Source organism: Granulicatella balaenopterae (assembly GCF_900111135.1).
GTDB classification, from domain to species: Bacteria; Bacillota; Bacilli; order Lactobacillales; family Aerococcaceae; genus Granulicatella; species Granulicatella balaenopterae.
Genome location: NZ_FOGF01000021.1, coordinates 1 through 21,920, shown reverse-complemented (window position 1 = coordinate 21,920; position 21,920 = coordinate 1). Strand labels below are relative to the sequence as shown.

At 31.6% G+C, this 21,920-nt stretch carries 22 protein-coding genes; all 22 read right to left on the bottom strand.

Annotation, left to right across the window (positions count from 1 at the left end; translation table 11 throughout):
- Positions 1–237: 237 nt before the first annotated feature.
- The 22 genes from BMX09_RS05850 to BMX09_RS05745 all read right to left on the bottom strand — a co-directional run bounded on the left by BMX09_RS05850 (position 238) and on the right by BMX09_RS05745 (position 21,537).
- Positions 238–606, bottom strand: coding sequence for a hypothetical protein (locus BMX09_RS05850; protein ID WP_089746784.1), 369 nt, complete (start codon positions 604–606; stop codon positions 238–240).
- A 216-nt stretch (positions 607–822) separates the two neighbouring features.
- The gene (locus tag BMX09_RS05845) at positions 823–1,245 is read right to left on the bottom strand and encodes a hypothetical protein (RefSeq protein WP_089746767.1); all 423 of its coding nucleotides are present in this window, start codon (positions 1,243–1,245) and stop codon (positions 823–825) included.
- A gap of 188 nt (positions 1,246–1,433) precedes the next feature.
- Entirely contained in the window at positions 1,434–1,685 is a 252-nt protein-coding gene (locus BMX09_RS05840) for a hypothetical protein (protein ID WP_143054385.1), read from the bottom strand.
- Between the two features lie 137 nt (positions 1,686–1,822).
- Entirely contained in the window at positions 1,823–2,023 is a 201-nt protein-coding gene (locus BMX09_RS05835) for a helix-turn-helix transcriptional regulator (protein WP_089746765.1), read from the bottom strand.
- Positions 2,024–2,400: 377 nt separating this feature from the next.
- Positions 2,401–2,967 carry a Spy0128 family protein gene (locus tag BMX09_RS05830; protein ID WP_177159556.1) on the bottom strand — a complete coding sequence of 189 codons (567 nt, stop codon included), beginning with the start codon at positions 2,965–2,967 and terminating at the stop codon, positions 2,401–2,403.
- Between the two features lie 92 nt (positions 2,968–3,059).
- Positions 3,060–3,827 carry a class B sortase gene (gene srtB, locus BMX09_RS05825; protein ID WP_089746763.1) on the bottom strand — a complete coding sequence of 256 codons (768 nt, stop codon included), beginning with the start codon at positions 3,825–3,827 and terminating at the stop codon, positions 3,060–3,062.
- Positions 3,799–4,863 carry a Spy0128 family protein gene (locus tag BMX09_RS05820; RefSeq protein WP_089746762.1) on the bottom strand — a complete coding sequence of 355 codons (1,065 nt, stop codon included), beginning with the start codon at positions 4,861–4,863 and terminating at the stop codon, positions 3,799–3,801. The genes srtB and BMX09_RS05820 overlap by 29 nt, the downstream gene beginning before the upstream one ends.
- 27 nt (positions 4,864–4,890) lie before the next feature.
- The gene (lepB, locus tag BMX09_RS05815) at positions 4,891–5,376 is read right to left on the bottom strand and encodes a signal peptidase I (RefSeq protein WP_089746761.1); all 486 of its coding nucleotides are present in this window, start codon (positions 5,374–5,376) and stop codon (positions 4,891–4,893) included.
- 1 nt (position 5,377) lies between these two features.
- The gene (locus tag BMX09_RS05810) at positions 5,378–7,534 is read right to left on the bottom strand and encodes a DUF7601 domain-containing protein (protein ID WP_089746760.1); all 2,157 of its coding nucleotides are present in this window, start codon (positions 7,532–7,534) and stop codon (positions 5,378–5,380) included.
- Between the two features lie 922 nt (positions 7,535–8,456).
- Positions 8,457–9,296 (bottom strand): MFS transporter, encoded by an 840-nt coding sequence (locus tag BMX09_RS05805; protein WP_218138925.1) that lies wholly within the window; start codon positions 9,294–9,296, stop codon positions 8,457–8,459.
- A 157-nt stretch (positions 9,297–9,453) separates the two neighbouring features.
- Positions 9,454–9,759 carry a DUF956 family protein gene (locus BMX09_RS05800; RefSeq protein ID WP_089746759.1) on the bottom strand — a complete coding sequence of 102 codons (306 nt, stop codon included), beginning with the start codon at positions 9,757–9,759 and terminating at the stop codon, positions 9,454–9,456.
- Positions 9,760–9,784: 25 nt separating this feature from the next.
- Complete coding sequence (manZ, locus tag BMX09_RS05795) at positions 9,785–10,615, bottom strand: PTS mannose transporter subunit IID (protein WP_089746758.1); 831 nt, start codon at positions 10,613–10,615, stop codon at positions 9,785–9,787.
- Between the two features lie 11 nt (positions 10,616–10,626).
- On the bottom strand, positions 10,627–11,439 hold the full coding sequence (locus tag BMX09_RS05790; RefSeq protein WP_089746757.1) for a PTS mannose/fructose/sorbose transporter subunit IIC: 813 nt from the start codon (positions 11,437–11,439) through the stop codon (positions 10,627–10,629).
- Between the two features lie 12 nt (positions 11,440–11,451).
- Positions 11,452–11,949: a mannose/fructose/sorbose PTS transporter subunit IIB gene (locus BMX09_RS05785; protein WP_089746756.1), complete on the bottom strand. Its 498-nt coding sequence runs from the start codon at positions 11,947–11,949 to the stop codon at positions 11,452–11,454.
- Between the two features lie 4 nt (positions 11,950–11,953).
- The gene (locus BMX09_RS05780) at positions 11,954–12,382 is read right to left on the bottom strand and encodes a PTS sugar transporter subunit IIA (protein WP_177159555.1); all 429 of its coding nucleotides are present in this window, start codon (positions 12,380–12,382) and stop codon (positions 11,954–11,956) included.
- 138 nt (positions 12,383–12,520) lie between these two features.
- Entirely contained in the window at positions 12,521–15,325 is a 2,805-nt protein-coding gene (locus BMX09_RS05775) for a sigma-54-dependent transcriptional regulator (protein ID WP_089746754.1), read from the bottom strand.
- A 12-nt stretch (positions 15,326–15,337) separates the two neighbouring features.
- Positions 15,338–16,675 carry an RNA polymerase factor sigma-54 gene (gene rpoN / locus BMX09_RS05770; protein ID WP_177159554.1) on the bottom strand — a complete coding sequence of 446 codons (1,338 nt, stop codon included), beginning with the start codon at positions 16,673–16,675 and terminating at the stop codon, positions 15,338–15,340.
- Between the two features lie 340 nt (positions 16,676–17,015).
- Complete coding sequence (locus BMX09_RS05765; protein WP_089746752.1) at positions 17,016–17,879, bottom strand: DegV family protein; 864 nt, start codon at positions 17,877–17,879, stop codon at positions 17,016–17,018.
- Between the two features lie 139 nt (positions 17,880–18,018).
- Positions 18,019–18,924, bottom strand: a complete 906-nt coding sequence (locus tag BMX09_RS05760; RefSeq protein WP_089746751.1) for a D-alanyl-D-alanine carboxypeptidase family protein — start codon at positions 18,922–18,924, stop codon at positions 18,019–18,021.
- 130 nt (positions 18,925–19,054) lie between these two features.
- Complete coding sequence (locus tag BMX09_RS05755) at positions 19,055–19,381, bottom strand: hypothetical protein (RefSeq protein WP_089746750.1); 327 nt, start codon at positions 19,379–19,381, stop codon at positions 19,055–19,057.
- 222 nt (positions 19,382–19,603) lie between these two features.
- Entirely contained in the window at positions 19,604–20,116 is a 513-nt protein-coding gene (locus tag BMX09_RS05750; RefSeq protein ID WP_177159553.1) for a GNAT family N-acetyltransferase, read from the bottom strand.
- Between the two features lie 224 nt (positions 20,117–20,340).
- A complete protein-coding gene (locus tag BMX09_RS05745) occupies positions 20,341–21,537 on the bottom strand; it encodes a tetratricopeptide repeat protein (protein WP_089746748.1) in 1,197 nt (398 codons plus the stop codon).
- Between the last annotated feature and the right edge of the window lie 383 nt (positions 21,538–21,920).

Sequence of the window (21,920 nt, the reverse complement as noted above, 5' to 3'; positions counted from 1 at the left end):
CTGGACTTGCTAATCATAACGTTATCTATTTTACCATAAATAAAGGCTAATGAACACATATTACACCAACAAGCACGATTAACGACTTTAGAGACTTCCAAGCTGCAACGAAACTATAAAAAAACACCCCACAAAGCTAGATTTTTAAGTCTAACTTGAGGGGGGCATCTACCAAAGTGGTAATTTTATCAAACTCAGGTCTACTTTCTATCAATATTTTATCTCCTTAAAATCAATTTATCTAATTCGTTTGCCAATTTTCATTTTTCTACGCCATTCTGGTGCTAATCCGTCATCAGACCAATATTCATCCATATCAATAATCAAATTCTCCTTAAGATGAATAAAACTTACTACATGAAAAGATTCACTATTATCTGGCGGAAAAACTCTACAAGCTAAAATAATCGTATTTTCTATTTCTTTAATGCGCTCTATTTCTCCGTTCCAATTACCTGGATATTCACAATTTGCCCTTATATACTCATCTAGGGTGAATAATTCATTTGTGCAATACCATTTTATAGTAGCATTTTCATGAAAATATTTTCTAAGTTCTTCTGCATTTTGTGATAAAACTGTTTTAAAAAATCTATCTATATCCATACTAGCACCCTTTCCGATAAAATCCCCCTTCATTATTACCGATTTCTAAGCATTACTTTTCATTTTTAGTATACCTTGTTAGCGTTTACTAGTCAATTTAGGTGGAGAGATAACCGAACTTGATGCAGCAAAAAAAGCAGCTAAGATTTCTCTTAACTACTCTTGCTACAGCTATTTTATTATTTCTTATCCTGAAAGTGAACTATTTTCCTAACCTCAATCTATTTTATTAAAATTATTATTTTTTAGCGTCATAAATCTTTCGCGATTGCCTTTTAAATAATTTGTTTTTTTATAAAATATTTCGTAATTAAACTCTTTGTCTAGATGGATTATAGAGATTCTTGCTTTATTCCCTTTATCTTCAACTATAAATTTTTCTATTTCACTCCAAGGCATTAATCTGAAAGTACCATTTAATGAATTGCTTATTTCATTTACATACACACCTTTTTCATTAAAATATAATATAAATTGTCTGCATTGATCTAGTATCCAACCAGTTTGATATAGTAAAAACTTAATTAAACTATTTGCTGGTTTATTATATTTCTCAGCTACCAAATATCCTTCTGATTTTCCAAATTCTTTTATAATTTTATCTTGAACTTCATTACCACTATTAAAAAATAATCCCATAATTTTCTCCTTTTATTCAACTTGTTAAAACTAAAAAACACTTTATTTCCCCTAGCATTTTTAATAAATTCTATTACAGAAATACCATCGATAAAACAATAAACGCTAGATCTAAATAATATTAATGAAACATCAATCCCTAAGCTACACACATTTCTAAAGCTTAGAAGATTTCTTGGCGCTATACTTTATATTCTCTTTTCATAATAGTTGCTTATGCAGATTAGAATGATTGGAGAAATAAACACTACTATACCATTAAAAATTGCTATGTCATACATATCATATGCAATGCCATATATTGCTTGAACGCCAAACAGTACCATATATATATGTGAAAGTTCATTACCTGTTTTTTCGCTAATAACAATATTTCGCTCATCATTTACAGCAATCCGATATGCTTTATCTTTGTTTATTTTCTTATTATGATTTGTCATAACAAAAGTAATCGAGAATATTGATCCAAATAATATTGAAATAATTATTTCTAATGGTTTACTTAAATCTACGGTAAATAAAATCACCACCAAAATTAAAACAATTAAATAACCTAAATACCAAATGTTTTTTTCATTTATTTTCCCTCCTCATAAATAAATATTTCTTCTATTGTCATATCGAAATATTTTGCAATTTTAAAAGCTAAAATAATAGAAGGATTGTATCTTCCGTTTTCTAATGATCCTATCGTTTGCCTTGATACTTCCAAGATTTCTGCTAATTCGTCTTGTTTCAAGCCTCTTTCTTTTCTGATTTTTTCAAGGTTATTTTTCATATTTCGCCTCCTCATGACAAGTTTACTTTCCTTTATTATATAGAATAACCCCATATATGTAAAGTTTACTTTCCGTGATTTTGTTATAAATTTTCGATATTACTAGTCTATTTCCTATGATTATTTTGATTTTTGTATAATTTTATACTCCCCACCACCATTCCCACCCACAAAAAATAACCCCTCAAAGCTAGATTTGTAAGTCTAACTTTAGGGGGTCGGCACAAATCTTCAACTACCAAAAGTGGTAATTTTTGATTGACAGAAGTGGTTACTTTTATATTGCCACTAACAAGAATATCTCTATTACTTAAATCTAAATAATATGTAATCTGTATCTAAGCGCGTTGCAGCTAATACACAGTTAAGTATATTACTCATAAGCCTCGTCTTTTAGTGTGTGCGTAGTTGACTATAAATAATATTCCTCCAAAGCCTAAAAATATTATTCCAAAAAGTTTTGTATTAGTTGCAATACCAGTTTTTGGTAACTTATCAGCTTTAGAAAAAACAGCTTTTTCATTATTATAAGAATTATTAAAAATAAGGTTTGTAACTTTTTCATTTAAATTATTTTTCACAATTACTTGCGCTACTAATTTTTCTCCTAGACGTTCTACATCTATAAAAATATTATATACTTTTTTATCGAAGCTATAATTTTGTCTTTCTAATGAAATTTGTTCTATTGTATATTCGTATAATCCTTCTTGTTCAAAAACAAATTCAAGTTTTCTATTATGATTTTTCCCTTGTAATTCGAAATTAAATTTTCCTCCTTTCATATTCTCTGGAAGCGGATATGAATTATCTTTAGCTAATATACAATATTCACCTTTTAAATCCTCGTCTTTATATGTATTTGATAAAGTATCAAACTGTTGTCCAACATTTAAAACAACTGTTAACGCTGAACCATTTTTCGCATTTACTGTTTCTTCCATAAAAAATATGTTCATTATTAAAACTAACAATAATCCTAATTTTTTTATTGTTTTATTCACAAATTGTTATTTTCCTTTCTTATTTATTGTTGCTAGTCTTCTATTTGTCCTATTAATACATGTCTTCCATTAGTTATTTCTGGAGTACAGGTTGACATTGTTAAAAATCTTTTCCCGTGTTCTATATTTTCAACATTTATATTAATGGCATTCTTCGAAATATATTCTATAATTTTTGTTTCATCTGAAATGTCTGCATAACTGGTATTATAAATAAATTCATCATATGCATCAACTTTCATTACAGCGATTATTTCTATATTATGCCAGTCGCTATCGTAATAAAGTCTTCCGTTTAAATGATTGGAGAAAAAATCTTTATCACAATAGTTCTTAATTTCACCAAACATAGCCTGCTTTTCCATATTGTGGCCATATAAAATATTATTCATGTTAGAGAAATCTTTATTGTTTCTATAATCCATAAATATACTTCCGGCAAGAGAATATTCGCCATCTGCACCTGTATTAACATACTTAAAATTATCCTCACATTGTACAATTGGATAATCAATATGAGTATCGTTAATATTAATCCAGCCAATTACTTCTTTATTTATTCGAACTAATTCTTCAAAAGACAAATTACCCTTTGAGGAAGGTTTATATATATCATAAATATTTGAATCTGCTTTATTATATATTTGTGTTGTATCCCAGATACTATAACAACAATATATAAATGATAAACATAAAAATAATAAAATAAAGCTATTAATAATATAATCTATAATCTTAAAAATTTTTGGAAATATAGAAATACTAAAGTTTCTATTTACTAAATTTGTGCTTTTTTCCAAGGAAGAACGCCCCTATTCCAAACAGAGATAACACCATCATAATTAAAAATGGTATATTATTTAAAAGGATTCCTGTTACCGGTGAAGATGCATGAATATTAGTATATGTAACTTTATTTTCTCCTTCACCTACCAAATTAGTAGTTGCAGGATTTTTTACAGATTTTACATCATTTTTTTCATCACCATTAATTTTTTCATTACTTACCCCATTTTCAACAACACTGACATTAGGTGTATATCCATCGCCTCCAACACCTTTTTCTGTTACAACATATCGTGTTCCTACTGGAATACTATTAAACTCTAATTTATCATCTTTTCCTAATTCGAACGTAGACTCTTTACCGTACGTAAACTGAATAACCTCGGAATCACCATTACTCTTCACAATCGTACCTTCAATTTGTGTTTCATCTGCAGTTTTTGCTTTAGTTAATTGAATAGTAAACTTAAATTTATCATTTAAATTTGCCATTTTACCTTCAATCTTCTTTTCGATTTCTAACTTTCCATCTTTTTTATACGTATTCACAAATTTAATTGGTTTTTTAGCTTCATTATCCTCGGATACAATGCTCTTTACAAATGTATCTTTTTGATTATTTGTGTTTTCAACATAAACTTTAACTTTGTATGTGTTGGTATCATAGGTAACTCCTTCAGCATTTCCTTTGCTTTCTTTTACTTGATATTCATATATTCCTGCATGAGGGAATTTATTTGTAAATTCTAATACTGTTTTTCTTTCAACTTTATAGCTTCCATCACTAATTTGCCCCTTTTCTGATCCTTGCTTGTATTCAACACTCTTAATTGTAGCTTCTGGAGCATCATTTGTTATTTTTGAAACTTCAAAATCAAATTTTACTTCCGGAACTTTAAGTCCTTCTGACATTTCAAAGATTTTTGTAATCTCTGCTTTAGCTGGTACCTGTTCACTTCCTTCATTAATTCCTGGTGCTGCTAAAACTGTGCTACCAATTGAAAGTCCCATTACACCTACTGCTACTAATTTTGCTATTCTTTTTTTCATAATTTTACTCCTTTTAATTTTTTTATATTAAAGTCCTCTTCTTCTAATCAAAATCATTGCTGATCCTTTTACTTCTTGTTCTTTTATAGGGCCATATATTCTGCTATCCTTTGCGCCTTCTCGGTTATCAGCCAAAACAAAGTATTCATCATTTTTCAATTCAAGAGGGAATTTTATTCCATCTAAATAAGGTTGGGTTTGTTTAAAAATTTCTAACTCTTGTTGTTGATATCCATTAATTATAAGACCAGCATCAGTAATCTCTATAATATCACCTGGTCTTCCTATAATTCTTCGAATTTGTACCTTATCATCTTTATTGACTATAACTAATTCATTTTCTTCATAGTTTTTTCTCAATCGATAGAAAAATATAATATCTCCATCCTTACATGCAGGCGACATCATATTATCTGAACATCTAGCAATTCCGAAAACAAATGTAAATACCAATACTAGTACAAATACTATTGCAGAAATTTTAATGCCTAAAAATATTAACTCTCGTTTCATTTTATAATTCCTTCAATATTGTACGTCGCTTAACTATATTACCTACTATTATGATAACTATAAGAATACCGGCAATTATACTTCCAACTATACTTGCTATACCATTTTTTCCTTGATCAATTCCTGTAGGTGGAACTATCTCTTTCTTATTAACAACATCAATCACTTTATCTTCATTGATTACACCATTGTCTGATCCATCAACTCCATTAAAAGTTACGTTATACAAATCTGAATTATCTTGTCTCTCTGTTATTTTATATTGAGAGCCGTATGGTAAATCTTTAATTTGTATTCTCTGTCCATGAGCCAACTTAAAAGATGAATTTCCATTTTCAAAACTTATCATTCCGTTTTCAGGACTTACATTATCTCCCTTAATCGACGGATCTAACGTTCCTTCATAATAATATTCTCCTGAAAGTGGAGTTCCATCTTCTAATGTTATATTAATATCAAACTCAAATTCCTTTTGAAAATTTGCATACGTACCGATAACTTTTTTTGAAATCATTAAATCTGGTTGTTCTATATTTATTATTACGAATCCTTTATCTTGATTTCCAGAGATACTTTTCTTATAGCCACTTATTTCTTCTTCATCAATTGTATACTCTATTTTTTGTTTAGTAAGCAAATCATATTCAGGCAAGTCAGAAAATGTCGCTTTCCAGTGATTATTCTGATTCAATTTTTCTGTTCGAACAGCTTTTTTATCAGCGAATAACGTTACTTGTATTTCATCTTGTGATTTACCAACCCATTCTTTTTTTACATCGATATTTATCAACTTTAATTGGTTTTCTATTGATAAAAATGTTCCTTCGGTATCACCTGATTTTACTTCAAATGTGTACGATGGATTATTTAATAAATCTAATTCAATCCATTTAGGCGCCACTTTCTCTTTCACCTGATATTCACCTACTGGTAGTCCTTTAATGTTAGTCATTCCATCTTTGTTTGTTACTAAATGAATTTCTCTTTTTCCTTCAAGAATTTCTCCACCATCTTGTCTCGTTAAAACAAAAGTTACATTTTCAATAGGTTCTTTTGTTTCTTTAAGCATTTTAAATATTTTTAATTCACCACCTATTGTTCCTGTAATGCCAGCATCAGCACTAACATTCTCAACTTGAGCGTTAAATTCTTTCATATCAACCTTTTCTTGATCCCATTCTTGATACGAAGCTTTTGTATTATTATAAAATGTTTTTTGCTGTTTATTTTCTACTTTTGTGGTATATGAAATTGAAATCAATTTATTTTCTACATGTTCTTTAGGGATATTTACTATTATTTTTCCTGGAGCATTATCAAAACTTGTCGTAATTGTACTTCCTACAAGAAATTCTTGAAATTGTTTTATTGCATCTGATCCTTTAAAAACTTTATAAAAACCATCACTATAAGTAAGTGTTATTTCAAAACTTTCAATATCAAGAATTTGTCCGGGTTGGATTATATCTTCAATATATATACCTGATTCCATCCATGGATTTTTGTTAGTATTAATATTTAACCACCAACGAACATGATCTACATCTTCTGGATACATAGCCCCTGTTTTATAATAAAATACGCCTACTGTTCCTGAAGCAGGTTTGGTAATATCAACACGAACAGTTTTATTTCCACTAGTTATATTTGAACTCTGTGTATTTTCATCCATTGAAGCAGAGTCATTATTGGCTAATAAATCAAAACATGCCCATCCATCAACATCCATTAAATTATTAATATTACTATTGAAGGTAATAGTTGCTTTATCTATTTCAACAACAACATCACCGACATGTTTCCCTTGGATCATAAGAGGTATATTCTGTACAAATCCTTCAAAAAATGCTTCTCCATTTGCACGATTTGTCCAGTTAACAACAATATAATCTCCTTCTTTAATATCTCCTTTTTCTTCATTAAATTGAAAATACACTTTTACATTTTCTCCAGCATTAACACTTCTATTATCAACAGTAAGATTATACACATACTCACTAATATCTCGATTTGATTTAGCTTCACTTTTTGCAAAATACGTATAATTAAAATTGCTTAATCCTGAAAATACAACACATAACGCTAGTATAAATGTACTTATTTGTTTTTTAATTCTATATAAATAATTATTTTTTCTTTTCCTTTTATTATTTATCAAATATTATCCCCTCTTTTTTTCATTTTTATTTTGATTAAATTTCCAAATGTTAGTATTAACTTTCTAAATAGCAAATATTTCGATTTTTTACCCTTATTATTTTACTCATTTTTATATTTTCCTATCTCCCTCCTATCTTGGAATTATTTTACTATTTTTTGATTTGATATAGTTTTACAAATAATTCAAAATGTCTAAAAACTCGATTTTTATAATACTTCTACCAACTACTTAAATTTGATTCATTGAATATTTTTCACACTAATGATATTTTAAATTTTTCTTTAGTATTTTACTGTTTTATATTTTTTGAATAGAATATTTCGAATTGGTTTACATTAAAAATATATTAACGAATATTTATTAAACGCAAATTATATGTTTTTAGAATATTTATTTTAGTTTATTTCTTAATATTTACATAAAATAACTATAATATCATTATGCTAAATTGAATATACTCAATATAAAATCAGCGTTAATACGATATAATAACTTACTCCAATAACTACTTAAAATAACATAACTAATGGTATTAAAAGAAGCCTTAATACTAAGAATAGTAAATACAAAATTTTAATTTAATTAACTTGGACACTTTTTAAAAAATGTAAAAAATTAATTTGTTTAAATTATTACTAATAAAAATTAAAATAAACCTTTTTCTACTTCAAATCCATAATTAAAAAAGACACTTTCAAATAGAATAAATTATAATATAAATCATTTAAGTCCTTCAGTTTTCAAACCTAATCTAACTTCATCTATTTCACTTCTGATACTAAATTGTAATATATTACACATGATTGCATTAGCTCTTAATCTTATTGGACTTATAGTAGTCAGATTGCTGTAGCATACTTTATCCACGCAAAAAAACGCTAGTAAAGTTTGGCTACTCTACTAACGTTTGATTAATAATTTATTCAATTGTTGTTTTTATTTCTACATCTTCATTTTTTACGGGAATGAAATTAGATAGGAAGGCGTATTTTTGTTTAGAATATAGATAGAAATAGCCCAATGTACTAAAAGTCACCGCTCCAATCAAATTAACGAACAAATCTTTCATCGTATCGTTAATTCCTGGATCTAAATAACCGCCATCAATCACATAAACATCATCTTCGCCATAAAAAATCTCCACCCGATGAATACCATCAATATGGAAAGCTTCATTCGTATTTTCAGGATTCAAATAAACAGAATTAACTTGCTCTACAATCCTGTCCTTCTGCATATCCATCGCAAAATAGCGATCTCCGGCATATTCATAAAATTCCCAACACACGCCAACTGTCATCGATACACAAAAACCAACAAAAGCCACATAAAATGGACTCAAGGTTACCTTAGCTGACTTATCATTCAAGATATAAACTAGCGAAAAGCCGATTCCTGCACAGATAAAGCCATTTGTTGTATGAAGCATGGTATCCCAAAATGGAATCAACCCATAAAAATTACCAATACTCCCTAAAATTTCTGATGCAAAAATAAAAATATAAATAATTGATTCTAATGCACTCGGAAAAGTTATCTGGAAGCTATCCTCTAAATAAGTTGGAATGGTAAATAATAATAATGTAAAGGCACATAAAAATGTTCCTTCAAAATTGCCATGTATTAATTGTCTAATCGCTACGATAATTACCATCACACGTAATACTGCATATACAAATACCGAACGTTTCGTTGACTTAGTATACTTATGAATAAGACGCTCACGAAAACCTGTTATCATTTTTTTGATTTTTTTCATTTACTCACCTACTCTGTTTTCAATTATACCCAAATAGTATACCATTAGATGAAATATATGTGTATGAATTTTCTGAAAAAGAATGTAAATATTGTAACTAAGCATAAAAAAGACACCTAACTATAAAGCTAGGTGCCATAATATTTTGTATGATAGTTTATAATGAAGATTGATCCTTCCATAAATTTATTAATTCTTGGTAGAACAATTTTGCTTTTCCAACCACAAAATGATATCGTATTCCATCTGCTGTAATCACAATTCCTCGATAAAAGCGTCCGAAGACTAATTGCGGCTCAATCTTTTCAATGGACTGAAATGGGATTTGAATAAAAAATTTCATATCAGAACCATAAAATTCAATTGCTTTATTGCCTAATTCCAAAACACCATTCACAGCTGTATAAACAGTTCGAAAGTAATTAGCTTTCTCTCTATGATAGATGATGGTATTTATCCGCATCCCCAATCCCTCCAATCTCCAATTATTAGAATCCTAAAATACCTGTTACATAACCTAAGATACCTACGATAAATAAGATTAAAATCATCATTAATGGGCTTACTTTTTTCTTCAATAAGTGCATACATACAAACGTCAACACTAATGGAATTAACCCTGGAATTAATGAGTCAAATAAGTTTTGTAGGGTTGTAACGACTTCAGTACCATCTTGTAATTCATATTTGGCTAATACTAATGGGAAGTTAACACTTGTCCAACGCGGAACCAGTACCCCAATAATGAATAAACCTAAGATAGAAGCACCTTCTGTTAATTTTTGTAAGAAGTTATTTCCCAAATCAGTAACAATCTCAGTTCCTTTTTTATATCCAAACATCATTCCATAATATCTAAAACCTAGACGGAAGAAGTTGAATCCTAAGAAGAAGATTAATGGTCCAACAATACTTCCAGCTAAGGCAAATGAAGCACCTAAAGCTCCTAATACTGGACGTAAAGTAGCCCAGAATACCGGATCCCCAACACCCGCTAAAGGTCCCATCATACCAACTTTCACACCATTAATAGCTGCATCATCAATTTCAGCACCATTTGAGCGTTGTTCTTCCATCGCTAAGTTAACCCCTAAAATAGGTGCGGTCATAAATGGATGAGTATTATAGAATTCCATGTGGCGTTTTAATGCATCAATCCGTTCTTGACTACCTTCTGGATATAACTTTTCAATCGCTGGTAACATTTGGAAGGCATACCCTAAGTTTTGCATACGCTCAAAGTTCCATGATCCTTGAAGTAATCCAGAACGAATGAAAATAGATTGCAATTCTTTTTTAGTTAATTTATTCGTTGTCATCCTATTCCCTCCTATAAATCTTCTAATTCAGCTTCAAATTCATCAACACCAACAGCAGCACCTTCAGTAGCACCAACGCCTGCCACACGATTGTATTTTGGTGATAATTGAATATATACTAAAGCGATAATTAATCCAATCATACCCAATGCAATTAAGTTTAATTCAGAAATTGCGGCAAAGGCAAATCCTAGGAAGAAGAATGGTAATAAGTGTTTTGTGCTAATCATATTAATAACCATAGCATACCCAACAACTACGATAAATCCACCTGCAACTGATAAACCATTTGTTAACCATTCTGGTAATGAACTTAAAGCAGCTTGAATAGCTTCAGGACTCATTGTAAATAATAAAGCGACCGGAATGGCAATACGCAAACCTTGAACTGCTAAACTAACTAAATGCATGCGTCCAACACCCTTAATATCACCTTTTTCCGCATAGCTATCTGCTTTATGAACAATCCCTACAACAATTGTACGTGCAAAAATTGTTAATACTTGTCCCGCAGCTGCTAATGGAACTGCAATTGTAATAGCAGTCTTAGTATCAACACCAGAAGCAATCACTAAAACAGCAGACGCTACAGAAGCTAACGCAGCATCCGGAGCCAAAGCAGCCCCAATATTCATCCAACCTAAAGCTAATAATTCCAATGAACCACCTAAAATAATACCGGTTTGTACATCACCTAAGATTAAACCAATCACTGTACAGGCAACTAATGGACGGTGAGTTTGAAATTCATCTAATACACTACCCATCCCAGCGATAAATGCATAGGCTATAACTAAAATAATTTGAATGATATTAACTGACATTATAGTACCTCCCTATTCATAAAATTTATTTTTTAAAATTGTAATCATATCTTCTTGTTTATCGGCAACTACTTTACGAACATCTAATTCAATTCCTTTAGAAGCTAAATACTCAAAGCACTCAGCATCTTTATCATCAACCGCAATAGCAGTTGTGACCATTTTCTTACCTTCAGAATAACTCATTCCACCAATATTGATTGATTTCAAATCTACTCCACCGTCAATAATTGTTTTAACATCATGTGGATTAGTAAATAATAACATTGCTTTAAATACATCAAATTTAGGATTAGTCCAAATATCAATCATTTTTTGTACAGTAATCACATTAGCTACAACCCCTGGAGGAGCAGCTTGTTTTAATAAATTTTTACGTAGAGTATCTTTTGCCACATCATCATTAACCACTAAAATACGGTTAATTCCTGTTGTTTTTGTCCAAACTGTCGCTACTTGACCATGAATTAAACGGTCATCAATTCGTGCTAATCTAACATCCATCGCCATAAGTTTATCCCTCCAAATCTAAATCCATGTCTACGTCTTGCGTAGGCATAACAAATTCAACAACACTTTCTTTTCCTTGTGCAACTACTGAGTCTACTAACTGGTCTAAATCTTCAACAAAACTACTGCATAATTCAATAACCATTGCTAAGTTCACTCCAGCAATTAAGCGATATCTGTCTCCGTATTCAGAAACAATACGCGCTGCAGCATTAAATGGTGAACCGCCAAATAAGTCTACTAAAAAAATCACTTGATCATCTGCTGATACATCTTTTAGAGCCTCTTGATATTTCGCAATTAAATCTTCACTACCCTCACCTGGTAAAAAAGTAATCGCTGAAACATTATCTTTTTCACCCAAAATCATAAAAGCTGAATGAATTAATTCTTGTGAAAACTTACCATGAGTTGCTACAATAATTTTCAACATGTCTTTATCCCTCCTTTTCATTATATATACAGCAAATACCGTGCCAATACATAAGAAGCTGATTGTAATCGCTTTTGCAGAATAAAAAGAATACACTAAAACTAAAAAGTTAGTGTATTCTTTTTGTATTATTGATAATTATTGTGTATCTATTTGAGTAGTACTAGCATGTAAGTACATACTGATAATGTATTTTTCTTCTGATGGGGGAATTTGAATTTGTAATTGTTGTTCTAACTGTCGATTAACTTCTAAGATAATCTTTTGGAATTCTTGATACAATTGATTTGTCTCATCGACTTCTATATCAGCTAGCGGCTTACCTAGAAGAATCCGCTCAATCATCTTTGCTAAATGTAAAATAACATTCAAATTAAAACCACTGACATAATGCTCTTGTCGATGATATTCAACTTTTTTAGTATAACTCCATAAACTATCAATTGCTTTAACTGGATTTAAAAACATAGAATATTGTGATAAATAATCAATACATAATTCTTTTGTTAGAACTAATTCTTGTGGTTCCTCAACTATATTTTCTTCTAAAATATCAACCAAATACTGTACACCATTCACATCTAATAATTGATCAATACTAATATACGGAATATCAAATCCGGCATTCGTTAGACCAATAATCGCCAAAATATCATAACTTTCTTGTAGCTTTCTAATCTCTTTATCCGCATCAATTAGAGAAATTGGAAAGACTTCTACTACCAATTCCAAATAATCACTTAAGGCTTGATTAATAATCTCCTCAACAATCCGAGCAGTTCCTTGTCCACTAGAACAAATCGTAATAATCGCTCTTGGTTTAGTCAGTTTTTCTTTAGTTGACATTGAATTAATTCCTAATTGTTCCTTAGTTACGTAACCACTAAAGCGTCTTAGTTCTGTCGCAATTTCAGTAATTGTTTTACCGGCTAATTGTGTCTTGCGAACGGCTTCTAATAAGATGACCATGGTGACCATTTCATATGTTTCAATGGTTATTGCTAAATCATTTTTCAATTGTTTATCAAACATACTTAAAGAACCCATATCGGTAAAATACAAGACTCCCCCACCTTTATCAACTGACATAATAGCATCTTTAACGATGGGATACATTTCTTTAGGAGCCATAGTTAAAGGCATATTTACAGCTCGAATATTATCAGCATTCAATAATGCCTTACACACTTCAACCATGCCTTCTGCTACACCTTCACCATGACAAGCAACGACAATCCCAATTCCTTGACCTTGATGAAGTTTTCCTTCCAATGAAACGAATAACATCGCTAAATAATCTACTTCACTTTTAGGAACTGGAACTAAAAATTGTTCTTCAATTAATGCTTTTACTCGATTCGCTAAATTCAACTCTTCGGGATACATTTTAACGAATTCTTTTACATGTTGGTGTTGTTTTGTAGCTACTAGTCCTGCTTTAACACGTTTAATGAAGGAACTAATATGCAAACTCATCGCATACAAAAACTTTTTAGAAAATGTACATTTTAAAGATTGCTCAGCTATTTGTTGGATATGCTGTGTAAACTCAATAATCGACGCATCTACAATATAAAACAAATTATCATATTCTTCTGAAGCATATAAAGTATCCTTATAAAATGACTTCAAATGCAAATCAATGTCTGTTGTAATAAAATCATGGATACTTGTCATTGAAGCTCCTTCTTCTTTTAATAAGGCAATCTTATCACCAATAATCTCATACAAATTATACGGCAGTTCATATGAATCACCATCCAATACTTGCAATGAAGAATCTGGCGTTAATTCTAACACATCTTGATTCACATGCAATAAGAACTCACGATACCGCTCCCTATCTTCCACAAAACGCAAATACCCTTCTTCTAACAATGAACGAAAATCCTTAAATTGAAGTGATACAACTTCTTCATTATCCAAACCAATACTTAATAAAAAGCCCTTAGCACAAACATTTTGAACAATGGATTTTAATTGACCGACATTCCCATACGTTACACTGCCAAGCATTCCTTTGATCACATCAGCTTCAATAGCAATTGTCTTATTAATTTGTTTGGATTCAAGTGATAATAGAAACTTCAACAATAAAATCTGTTCATTGACATCTCTTTCCTGAAAAGATGGTAACTGAATAACAATTGGGATTCGCCTTAAAAAAGTAGATAATAAAGTTGATTTAGGATTTTCAGTCGTTGCACAAATAATCCGTACTTGAGCTTCTTTGATATTCTTGGTATCACCCATTCGTCGATAAGTCCCCGTATCCATAAAATAAAATAACATCTCTTGCCCTTCAGGTGGCAGACGATGAATTTCATCTAAAAATAACACAGAATGATTCGCCTGTGCCAATAAGCCATCATTATCTTCATCAGCTCCTGTATACGCTCCTTTAACATGCCCAAACAAATACGATAATAATAAATGAGGGTTATGTGCATAGTCTGCACAGTTTAAGACAATCATCTCTTTATCCATACCAATAATCTCTAGCTCTTTTGCATATTGAAACATCGAATTAGCAAAATATGTCTTCCCTGCTCCAGTTGGTCCAATAATCAAAGTATTCAACCCCTTAGGCGGATACAAAATAGCAGCTTTTGCCTGTTCAATCTGCGTCTTAAAACTACCATTATGACCAATCATTGTATCAAATAATAAAGCCTCACGCTTATGATGCACTAGTTTCTTATAGCAGGTGCTTTCATACTGTTCACAACAAGTACTTTCATCGTACAGACAATATTTCACAGGACGACCTTGTGTTTTCATGAGACGCTTCATCCGACACAATTCATTTAAATCCTTGGAAATGTTTGAACGCGCAAAACCTAATTCCTCAGCAATCTCGGTAGTCGTCACCCCTTCATCAGAATCTTTAATACCTTTTGTTCTTAACGCTACAAAATTAAAAATCTTTTCAATCCTTTTCACAAGCTACACCTCTTAATGAATTTTTCTTTTATTGGCTGATGCATAACCTAAAGCTACACGATACTTCGCTACGGTACGACGCGCAACCGATAGATCCATCTCACCCAAACATTCCGCAATCTTTTGATCTGATAGGGGTTTGTTTTTATCTTCTGCTTCAATCAACTTCTTAATCCACTTTTTCACAACATCTTGCGATAAATCATTAGTAAAATTCGGCGTAAATAATAGCTCACTAAAAGAAAATACACCAAAATCTGTATAGAAATATTTTCCTTGAATGGCACGACTAATTGTAGAAAGATGGAAATCACAATATTTGGCAACCTCTTCTAAGGTTAAGGGCATCTTCTTTTGACCTTGACTCTCAAAAAAATCCTGCTGCAACTCCACAAAAGCCTTCGCCACTAATAATAAAGTCTGCTCACGCTTTTTCAACCCTTGGAACACGAACTGATAACGACTTTTCATCTGCTTAATATATGCTTGTAAGGAATCATCATCTTGCTTTTGTAATTCTTGATAATACCCTTCATCAAAAGACAACACCGGTAACTGCGCCTGATTATAGACAATAATGAATTCGCCCGTCTCCTCTTCTTTTGTAATCATTATATCCGGATAAATATACTCCTCCCGAATATCCATAATCACATAAGCTGGATTAACCGTTAAGCGACGATAATAAGCCACAATCTCACTAATAACCTCCGTAGATACTGCTAACTCATTAGCAATCTTATAGAAATTCCGCTTAATTAACTCCTCAAAATAACTCTCCACAATTACATAAGCCAAATCAGGTGCCGAATAATCCTGCTCAATCTGAATCAACCAACATTCTCTTAACGAACGTGCACAAATACCAGTCGGCTCCAATTGTTGCATCAATGTTAAAGCATCCAATAACTCTACCTTAGAACAATTGCACTCTTGACACAATTCCTCTTCAGAAGGCAATATTAAATAGCCATTATCCGCAACATATATCAATAAATGCAACATAATATCACGAATCTTCGTCGCACGATAACACATAATTTGCTTTTTTAAATAAATCTGCAAAGCCTCAGACGTTCGATCGATAAAGGTATCCATTGTATAATCACTATCCCAAAAGGCTTCCAGCCCCTCTAATGGAATCATCAATTCACCAAGCGAATACTCAACATTCATCAAAGGATTGCTAATCAACTCCTCATCAATATAGGTTAATAAATCTTTATGACTTAATTGTAAAATACGCAAATTTTGTTGCATATTCAGTGACAACTTTTGCCTATTTGTTTGTAGCTTTCCAAGTTTTGTTCGATACTCTCTCTGCATACCAAATCCGTTTTGTACCTTCATAATCGTTAAAATCCTCCCAAAAATTAACTTTACTTCAGATGATTTGTACCTCATTTTCGAAACACTATACACACATTTATAATACAGTATCCCAAAAATCCACCTATATTATAGCTAAAAAAATAATACAATATGACACTCATTAAGATAAAAGAACCACTTTGTACAATAAGATTCTCCTTATCATAAAAAATCTTCCTCCTTTATCTAAATATCTAAAATCCATCTACACAAATCGAAATTAATCGCCCAAAATACAAATTCGCCTTGAAACCAAAAAAAGAGTTGCCTAATTAGACAACTCATAAAAGATTCCTATTTATTCAATTTCCTAAACTAATTAACACGATTCCGCTAGATTTTTTTCAAAACCTATTAGAATCCCTTCCTCGCCTCCATAGACACAGCAAACTGCACTTGGACTTTGAATAGTAACTTCTGCATTAGGATATTTTTCCAATATTTCCTGTTTAAGCGAATTAGCGTCTTCATCAGTTGCAACTTGCATAATCGATACTCGCCCACCATGATAACCTGCTTTATCCAATTCTTCTAACAAGCTTTTTAATGCACGTTTCTTCCCTTTTCTCTTATGAAGAGGCTCTAATTTGCCATCAAGAGTTCTTCCACCTATTAATCGCACATGCAACAGCCCAATGACCTTACCAATAATCGGTTTAATTCGACCATTTTTTACTAAATTATCCATATTTGCTAAACAAAATAAAATATCAGTGTGTTTGTGATAAGCTTTTATTCCTTCAATAACTTCTGAAAAACTTTTACCAGCTTCAATTAATTCCTCAGCCTTCATGACTAATAAATCAATCTCACCAGCACATGATAAGGTATCATATACAAATACATTAGCATCCGGATAAGCATCTTGATAGATTTCCTGAGCCATTACAGCACTATTATAGCTACCTGATAACCCTGAACTTAGACTTAATACAATAATATTTTTAGCACCATAAAAAGTATTCAAATAAACCTCAGGACTAGCACAAGCTGTTGAAATCTTACCCTCATGTAGATGCATATCAGAGATAAATAACTCTGTGTCAATATCTTCTTTATCAATATATACTTCTTCTCCCAAATTGATAACGATTGGCACCTTCTCAAATAAAATCTCCTTATCAGTCTTATTTCTCAATGTTTTTAGATTGCAGGTTGAATCAACAATAATTTTCCAACTCATCAAACATCTCCCTCTCACCTTACGATTTTTTGGTAAATCTTTCCATGATTATATCAGTTCCCTGCAAAATAGTCATATAAATTTAACTTTTTTTAACAATAAAATACGAGCTGTTTGCTATCTTATTGGAATAGATGCTTTATAATTCTTCCATAATTTTTATGGTATCTTTAAACTGCCCCTTACCAGGATTTTTTAAACTTAGATACGGTACTCCCATGACAACTACGATATATTCTTTGCCATCTTTTTGTGCCAAAGTAGCCAAACATAAGCCCGCTTTATCAGTTGTTCCTGTCTTACCACCCAAAATCTCAAAACCCTGCTGCTCAAATTCTTCTAAACCAGTGAAAACCGTACTTTGCATCCAGACACCTTGCGGATGATTATTAGTTGCAGTTGATAGATAGGCTTTCTTTGTAAAAATTGCATAAAAATCACCATCTTGTAGAGCTTGTTCCAAGATAAGCGCAATATCTTTAGCAGTTGTGTATTGATTCGGACTATCAAGACCATCTGGATTTTCGTAATGAGTATTTCCTAGATTCATTTTTTCTGCTTGCTGGTTCATTAAATCAACGAACCCCTCACGACTACCAGCAATATTAATCGCCAATGAGTCAGCACATTCGCCTCCAGAAGGTAACATAGCACCATATAATAAGTCACGATAAGTAGTGCTTTCATTACCATAGAACCCTGCCATTGAAGCGTTTTGTGCGACTAAAGCTTGATAACTTTCAGTGTCGACGGGCGCTGCTTTAGATAAGTCTTTACTGTTTTGTAATGCGGTGTAGACAGTCATTATTTTCACAAGTGATGCTGGTTTGCGTTTTTGATTCTCGTTGAGTGACTTGACTTCCTTGTGATCGGTCAAATTATACACATAGATACTTTCCGCATGATACTTTGATGAATCCATCCTATGTTGCGGCCAAAAATACGGTTTAAGACGCCAGAAACCAACTAATACGACGAATACGAGTAATAATATTGTTAGGCTGTACTTTTTCTTATGACGATTCTTTTTTGTGCGAGTAGTCATTTTCCTCATCCTTTCATCATTATCCACTATCCCTCTATCTGTATTATATAACTAATACACCATGGATGCAAATTATCCCTTAAAAGAAAAAAGTGATTACCCACAATAGGTAACCACTACTACTATTTGCTTATTTTTTGTGAATGAATTGACCTAGCGAACTACCAAAGAGCGTAGTAGCCGCAAAGATAATAGCATAAATCCAAGTATCACTACTTCTAAAAATAAAGTACACATCTGGAATGAATAATAAAAACACCAATACCACCAACAACCAATTGAAGCCAAGTTGAGTTGCATTAATAAACCCTGTTACCAAACACACTAATGGCATCACAAATAATAGAATCAACATTGCAGATCCCGTATCTTGAATTACTAAAGGTGTAAGGTAGAATACCGCCATAATCACTAGTAGATAGTAGAGATTATCTTTTACATATTGTTTGACACTCATTACTAACGCCCCCTTTATTAGCAATTATCCTTCACTTATATTATACCACGAAAGCGCTTTTATATCGAATGAATGCACGGTATTTGAGTGAATTGCATTTTTTATGTTTTAGGGTTGTTTTCATGCTAATGGTATTGGGGGACGTATTATTTTGAGTACGGCGTTATGCTTATGGTACGACATTCTGTTTATTGTGCAGCGTTTTACTTGAATGATCGAATATTATCTTCCACCGAATCCAAACTTGAACATTTCAGCACCAGGTTGATAATTCTTCATAAAGGCCATTAAAGTCATGCCATCTTTTAAATGTAAGGTTTCATCCGTTTTTTGGTAACCCATTTTTTCGTAAAGATGACATAATTTATCTTCTTGTAAGATGGTTACCAATGTCCAATAATCACTACCATAGATGTCCTCGATTAATTCAATCGCTTGTTGGGCAATCCCTCTCCCTTGATATTCTGGCAATACCATCACTGGTCCTAACTTTTTATAGGGTTTATCACTTGGTTCAACGGCACGAATCGCTCCTAATACTTGTTCATCATCTTTAATAAGGTAGAAAGTTGAGTTTTCTTCGTTCATTTGTTCGATGATTTTATCGATTTTATCGTTACCAGGATTGGTATCGTAGTCTTGATATTTGTCTAATAATTCTTTAAAAGCTTTTAATTGGATTTGCCAAATTACCTCGGCCTCCGTTAATGTTGCTGGTGTTAATCTAATTGTCATGAAAATCCTCCTAATCATTCGTTACTGTGATCATACCATATTTCGAGGAGTTTTATTGTGAGTTGATAGATATTATCCACTATCTTCCGCCAAGCACTCCTCATTTATTTGCTACTTGTTGCGGGAATCTCCACCCAAAATAAAAAGCACCTACTCCATAATAGTAATAAGTGCTTTTATAGATAGTCAGAAAGAGATGGGTCCAGCTATTTCATTCTAGTTTTTTACAAAATTTGGTCTAGACTATAACATCTATATTCATTATCCAATTGGAAGTGTCCACTTGGTTTTTCACCTGATTTAAATTTTTCGCTATTATCTTTAATTTTGTTCTTCATTTCAACAATTAATTCATCTTCAATATATTCTTCACCTAATTCTTCAGCTTCTTCACGCTCTGAGGCTAAAATATTATCTAATTCAGTGATTTCTTGTTCAACATATTGCTCAAACTTATCATTTTGAGTTGTTTGCCATAATGCTGCTAAATATTGATTAAACATAATATCTGGCCCAATAACAAAATCTTCATCCTCCACTAATGCAATGACACGATCTAAATCACCTAAATCATTGAATAATAAAGCCATCTTAGAAGTTGTTAAAAAGACAAATGGTTTGCGATTAGAAAGATAGATTGGAACTTCCATTCTCATCCCCAAACGTAAAAATGAAGTACTATATGGAACCTCTTCACCCGCATTCGCTCTGGCAATTAAAGCTTTCAAGTCTTTAATATATTGATCTAAAAATTGTTCTAAAGGAGCTTTATTACCTAATTTATCATCACAATAAGGGACAGTAACTGCTAAAGACGCTTCATCAGGATAGCTCATTAATAACTTTTCAAATAGTTCACGAGCTTTTTCATACTTTCCTGTACGACATAATGTAACAGCATAACTATATTGATAGCATTCCACACCTAATGATTCTTTACAAGTCTCAACTACTTCACCAAATGAAAATTGCTTATAAAATAAAGCTTTTTCAAAATGTTTTTCAGCTATATCAAATTGTTCTTTTCTATAATAATGATGTCCTAATGCATAATAGGTCTCTGGATACATAGATCCTAATGCAACAGCTTGCTCTAAGACGGCTAATTCTTGCTCAATTTGACCACTATTCAAATGATACCACGCTAAAGTTGTTAAGACACGAGCTTGTTGTTGCGCTGTAAGACAATCTTTTTGCCCCACTAAAAAAATCTCTAATAATTGCGCACTATCCATATCACTAACATCTGCATCACTGACTTGGTTTGCTGCCACCCAATTTAAAAATAAATCTAATTCTTGTGGCGAACTAACTAATTCTTCCTCTAAATATTGCGCTAATCTTGTCGCTACATCTTGTAAATCTGCTATTTTAATACTTGTTTTTTTAGCTTCTTGGTATTCTTGTAAATATTTTTCCACTATAACTCCACCCCTAATCTTTTAAATTCATCTTAATCCTATCACTAGAAGATAATTCTTGCAATAGTACAAAATTACTTTTACTATTAATTTTCTATTTTTCACCTTTATACTTAAATAAATAGTCAATATTCAGAATATCCTTCAATAATATTTGAAAAAAACCACACAATATAAGTTGTGTGGTTAATTAGTTAACGATTGACAATCACTTCATAAAGCTATTATTTATAATCGTTTTTATTATTTTTTGATTTTTCCTAGGACAACTAAGCTACTAGCAAAAGCAGTTAAAATTATTGCTAAAATCATTTGAACTGCATATGATTTGCTTGCTGTTACTGGTAAGTTATTACCTGGTTGTGGTTGACCTGAATCATTTG

What these genes read in the sequence shown, in the direction of transcription:
- BMX09_RS05850 (WP_089746784.1), bottom strand. Translation starts at nt 606, where the DNA reads ATGGATATAGATAGATTTTTTAAAACAGTTTTATCACAAAATGCAGAA.
- BMX09_RS05845 (WP_089746767.1), bottom strand. Translation starts at nt 1,245, where the DNA reads ATGGGATTATTTTTTAATAGTGGTAATGAAGTTCAAGATAAAATTATA.
- BMX09_RS05840 (WP_143054385.1), bottom strand. Translation starts at nt 1,685, where the DNA reads ATGACAAATCATAATAAGAAAATAAACAAAGATAAAGCATATCGGATT.
- BMX09_RS05835 (WP_089746765.1), bottom strand. Translation starts at nt 2,023, where the DNA reads ATGAAAAATAACCTTGAAAAAATCAGAAAAGAAAGAGGCTTGAAACAA.
- BMX09_RS05830 (WP_177159556.1), bottom strand. Translation starts at nt 2,967, where the DNA reads ATGGAAGAAACAGTAAATGCGAAAAATGGTTCAGCGTTAACAGTTGTT.
- BMX09_RS05820 (WP_089746762.1), bottom strand. Translation starts at nt 4,863, where the DNA reads ATGAAAAAAAGAATAGCAAAATTAGTAGCAGTAGGTGTAATGGGACTT.
- lepB (WP_089746761.1), bottom strand. Translation starts at nt 5,376, where the DNA reads ATGAAACGAGAGTTAATATTTTTAGGCATTAAAATTTCTGCAATAGTA.
- BMX09_RS05805 (WP_218138925.1), bottom strand. Translation starts at nt 9,296, where the DNA reads ATGAAAAAAATCAAAAAAATGATAACAGGTTTTCGTGAGCGTCTTATT.
- BMX09_RS05800 (WP_089746759.1), bottom strand. Translation starts at nt 9,759, where the DNA reads ATGCGGATAAATACCATCATCTATCATAGAGAGAAAGCTAATTACTTT.
- manZ (WP_089746758.1), bottom strand. Translation starts at nt 10,615, where the DNA reads ATGACAACGAATAAATTAACTAAAAAAGAATTGCAATCTATTTTCATT.
- BMX09_RS05790 (WP_089746757.1), bottom strand. Translation starts at nt 11,439, where the DNA reads ATGTCAGTTAATATCATTCAAATTATTTTAGTTATAGCCTATGCATTT.
- BMX09_RS05785 (WP_089746756.1), bottom strand. Translation starts at nt 11,949, where the DNA reads ATGGCGATGGATGTTAGATTAGCACGAATTGATGACCGTTTAATTCAT.
- BMX09_RS05780 (WP_177159555.1), bottom strand. Translation starts at nt 12,382, where the DNA reads ATGTTGAAAATTATTGTAGCAACTCATGGTAAGTTTTCACAAGAATTA.
- rpoN (WP_177159554.1), bottom strand. Translation starts at nt 16,675, where the DNA reads ATGAAGGTACAAAACGGATTTGGTATGCAGAGAGAGTATCGAACAAAA.
- BMX09_RS05765 (WP_089746752.1), bottom strand. Translation starts at nt 17,879, where the DNA reads ATGAGTTGGAAAATTATTGTTGATTCAACCTGCAATCTAAAAACATTG.
- BMX09_RS05760 (WP_089746751.1), bottom strand. Translation starts at nt 18,924, where the DNA reads ATGACTACTCGCACAAAAAAGAATCGTCATAAGAAAAAGTACAGCCTA.
- BMX09_RS05755 (WP_089746750.1), bottom strand. Translation starts at nt 19,381, where the DNA reads ATGAGTGTCAAACAATATGTAAAAGATAATCTCTACTATCTACTAGTG.
- BMX09_RS05750 (WP_177159553.1), bottom strand. Translation starts at nt 20,116, where the DNA reads ATGACAATTAGATTAACACCAGCAACATTAACGGAGGCCGAGGTAATT.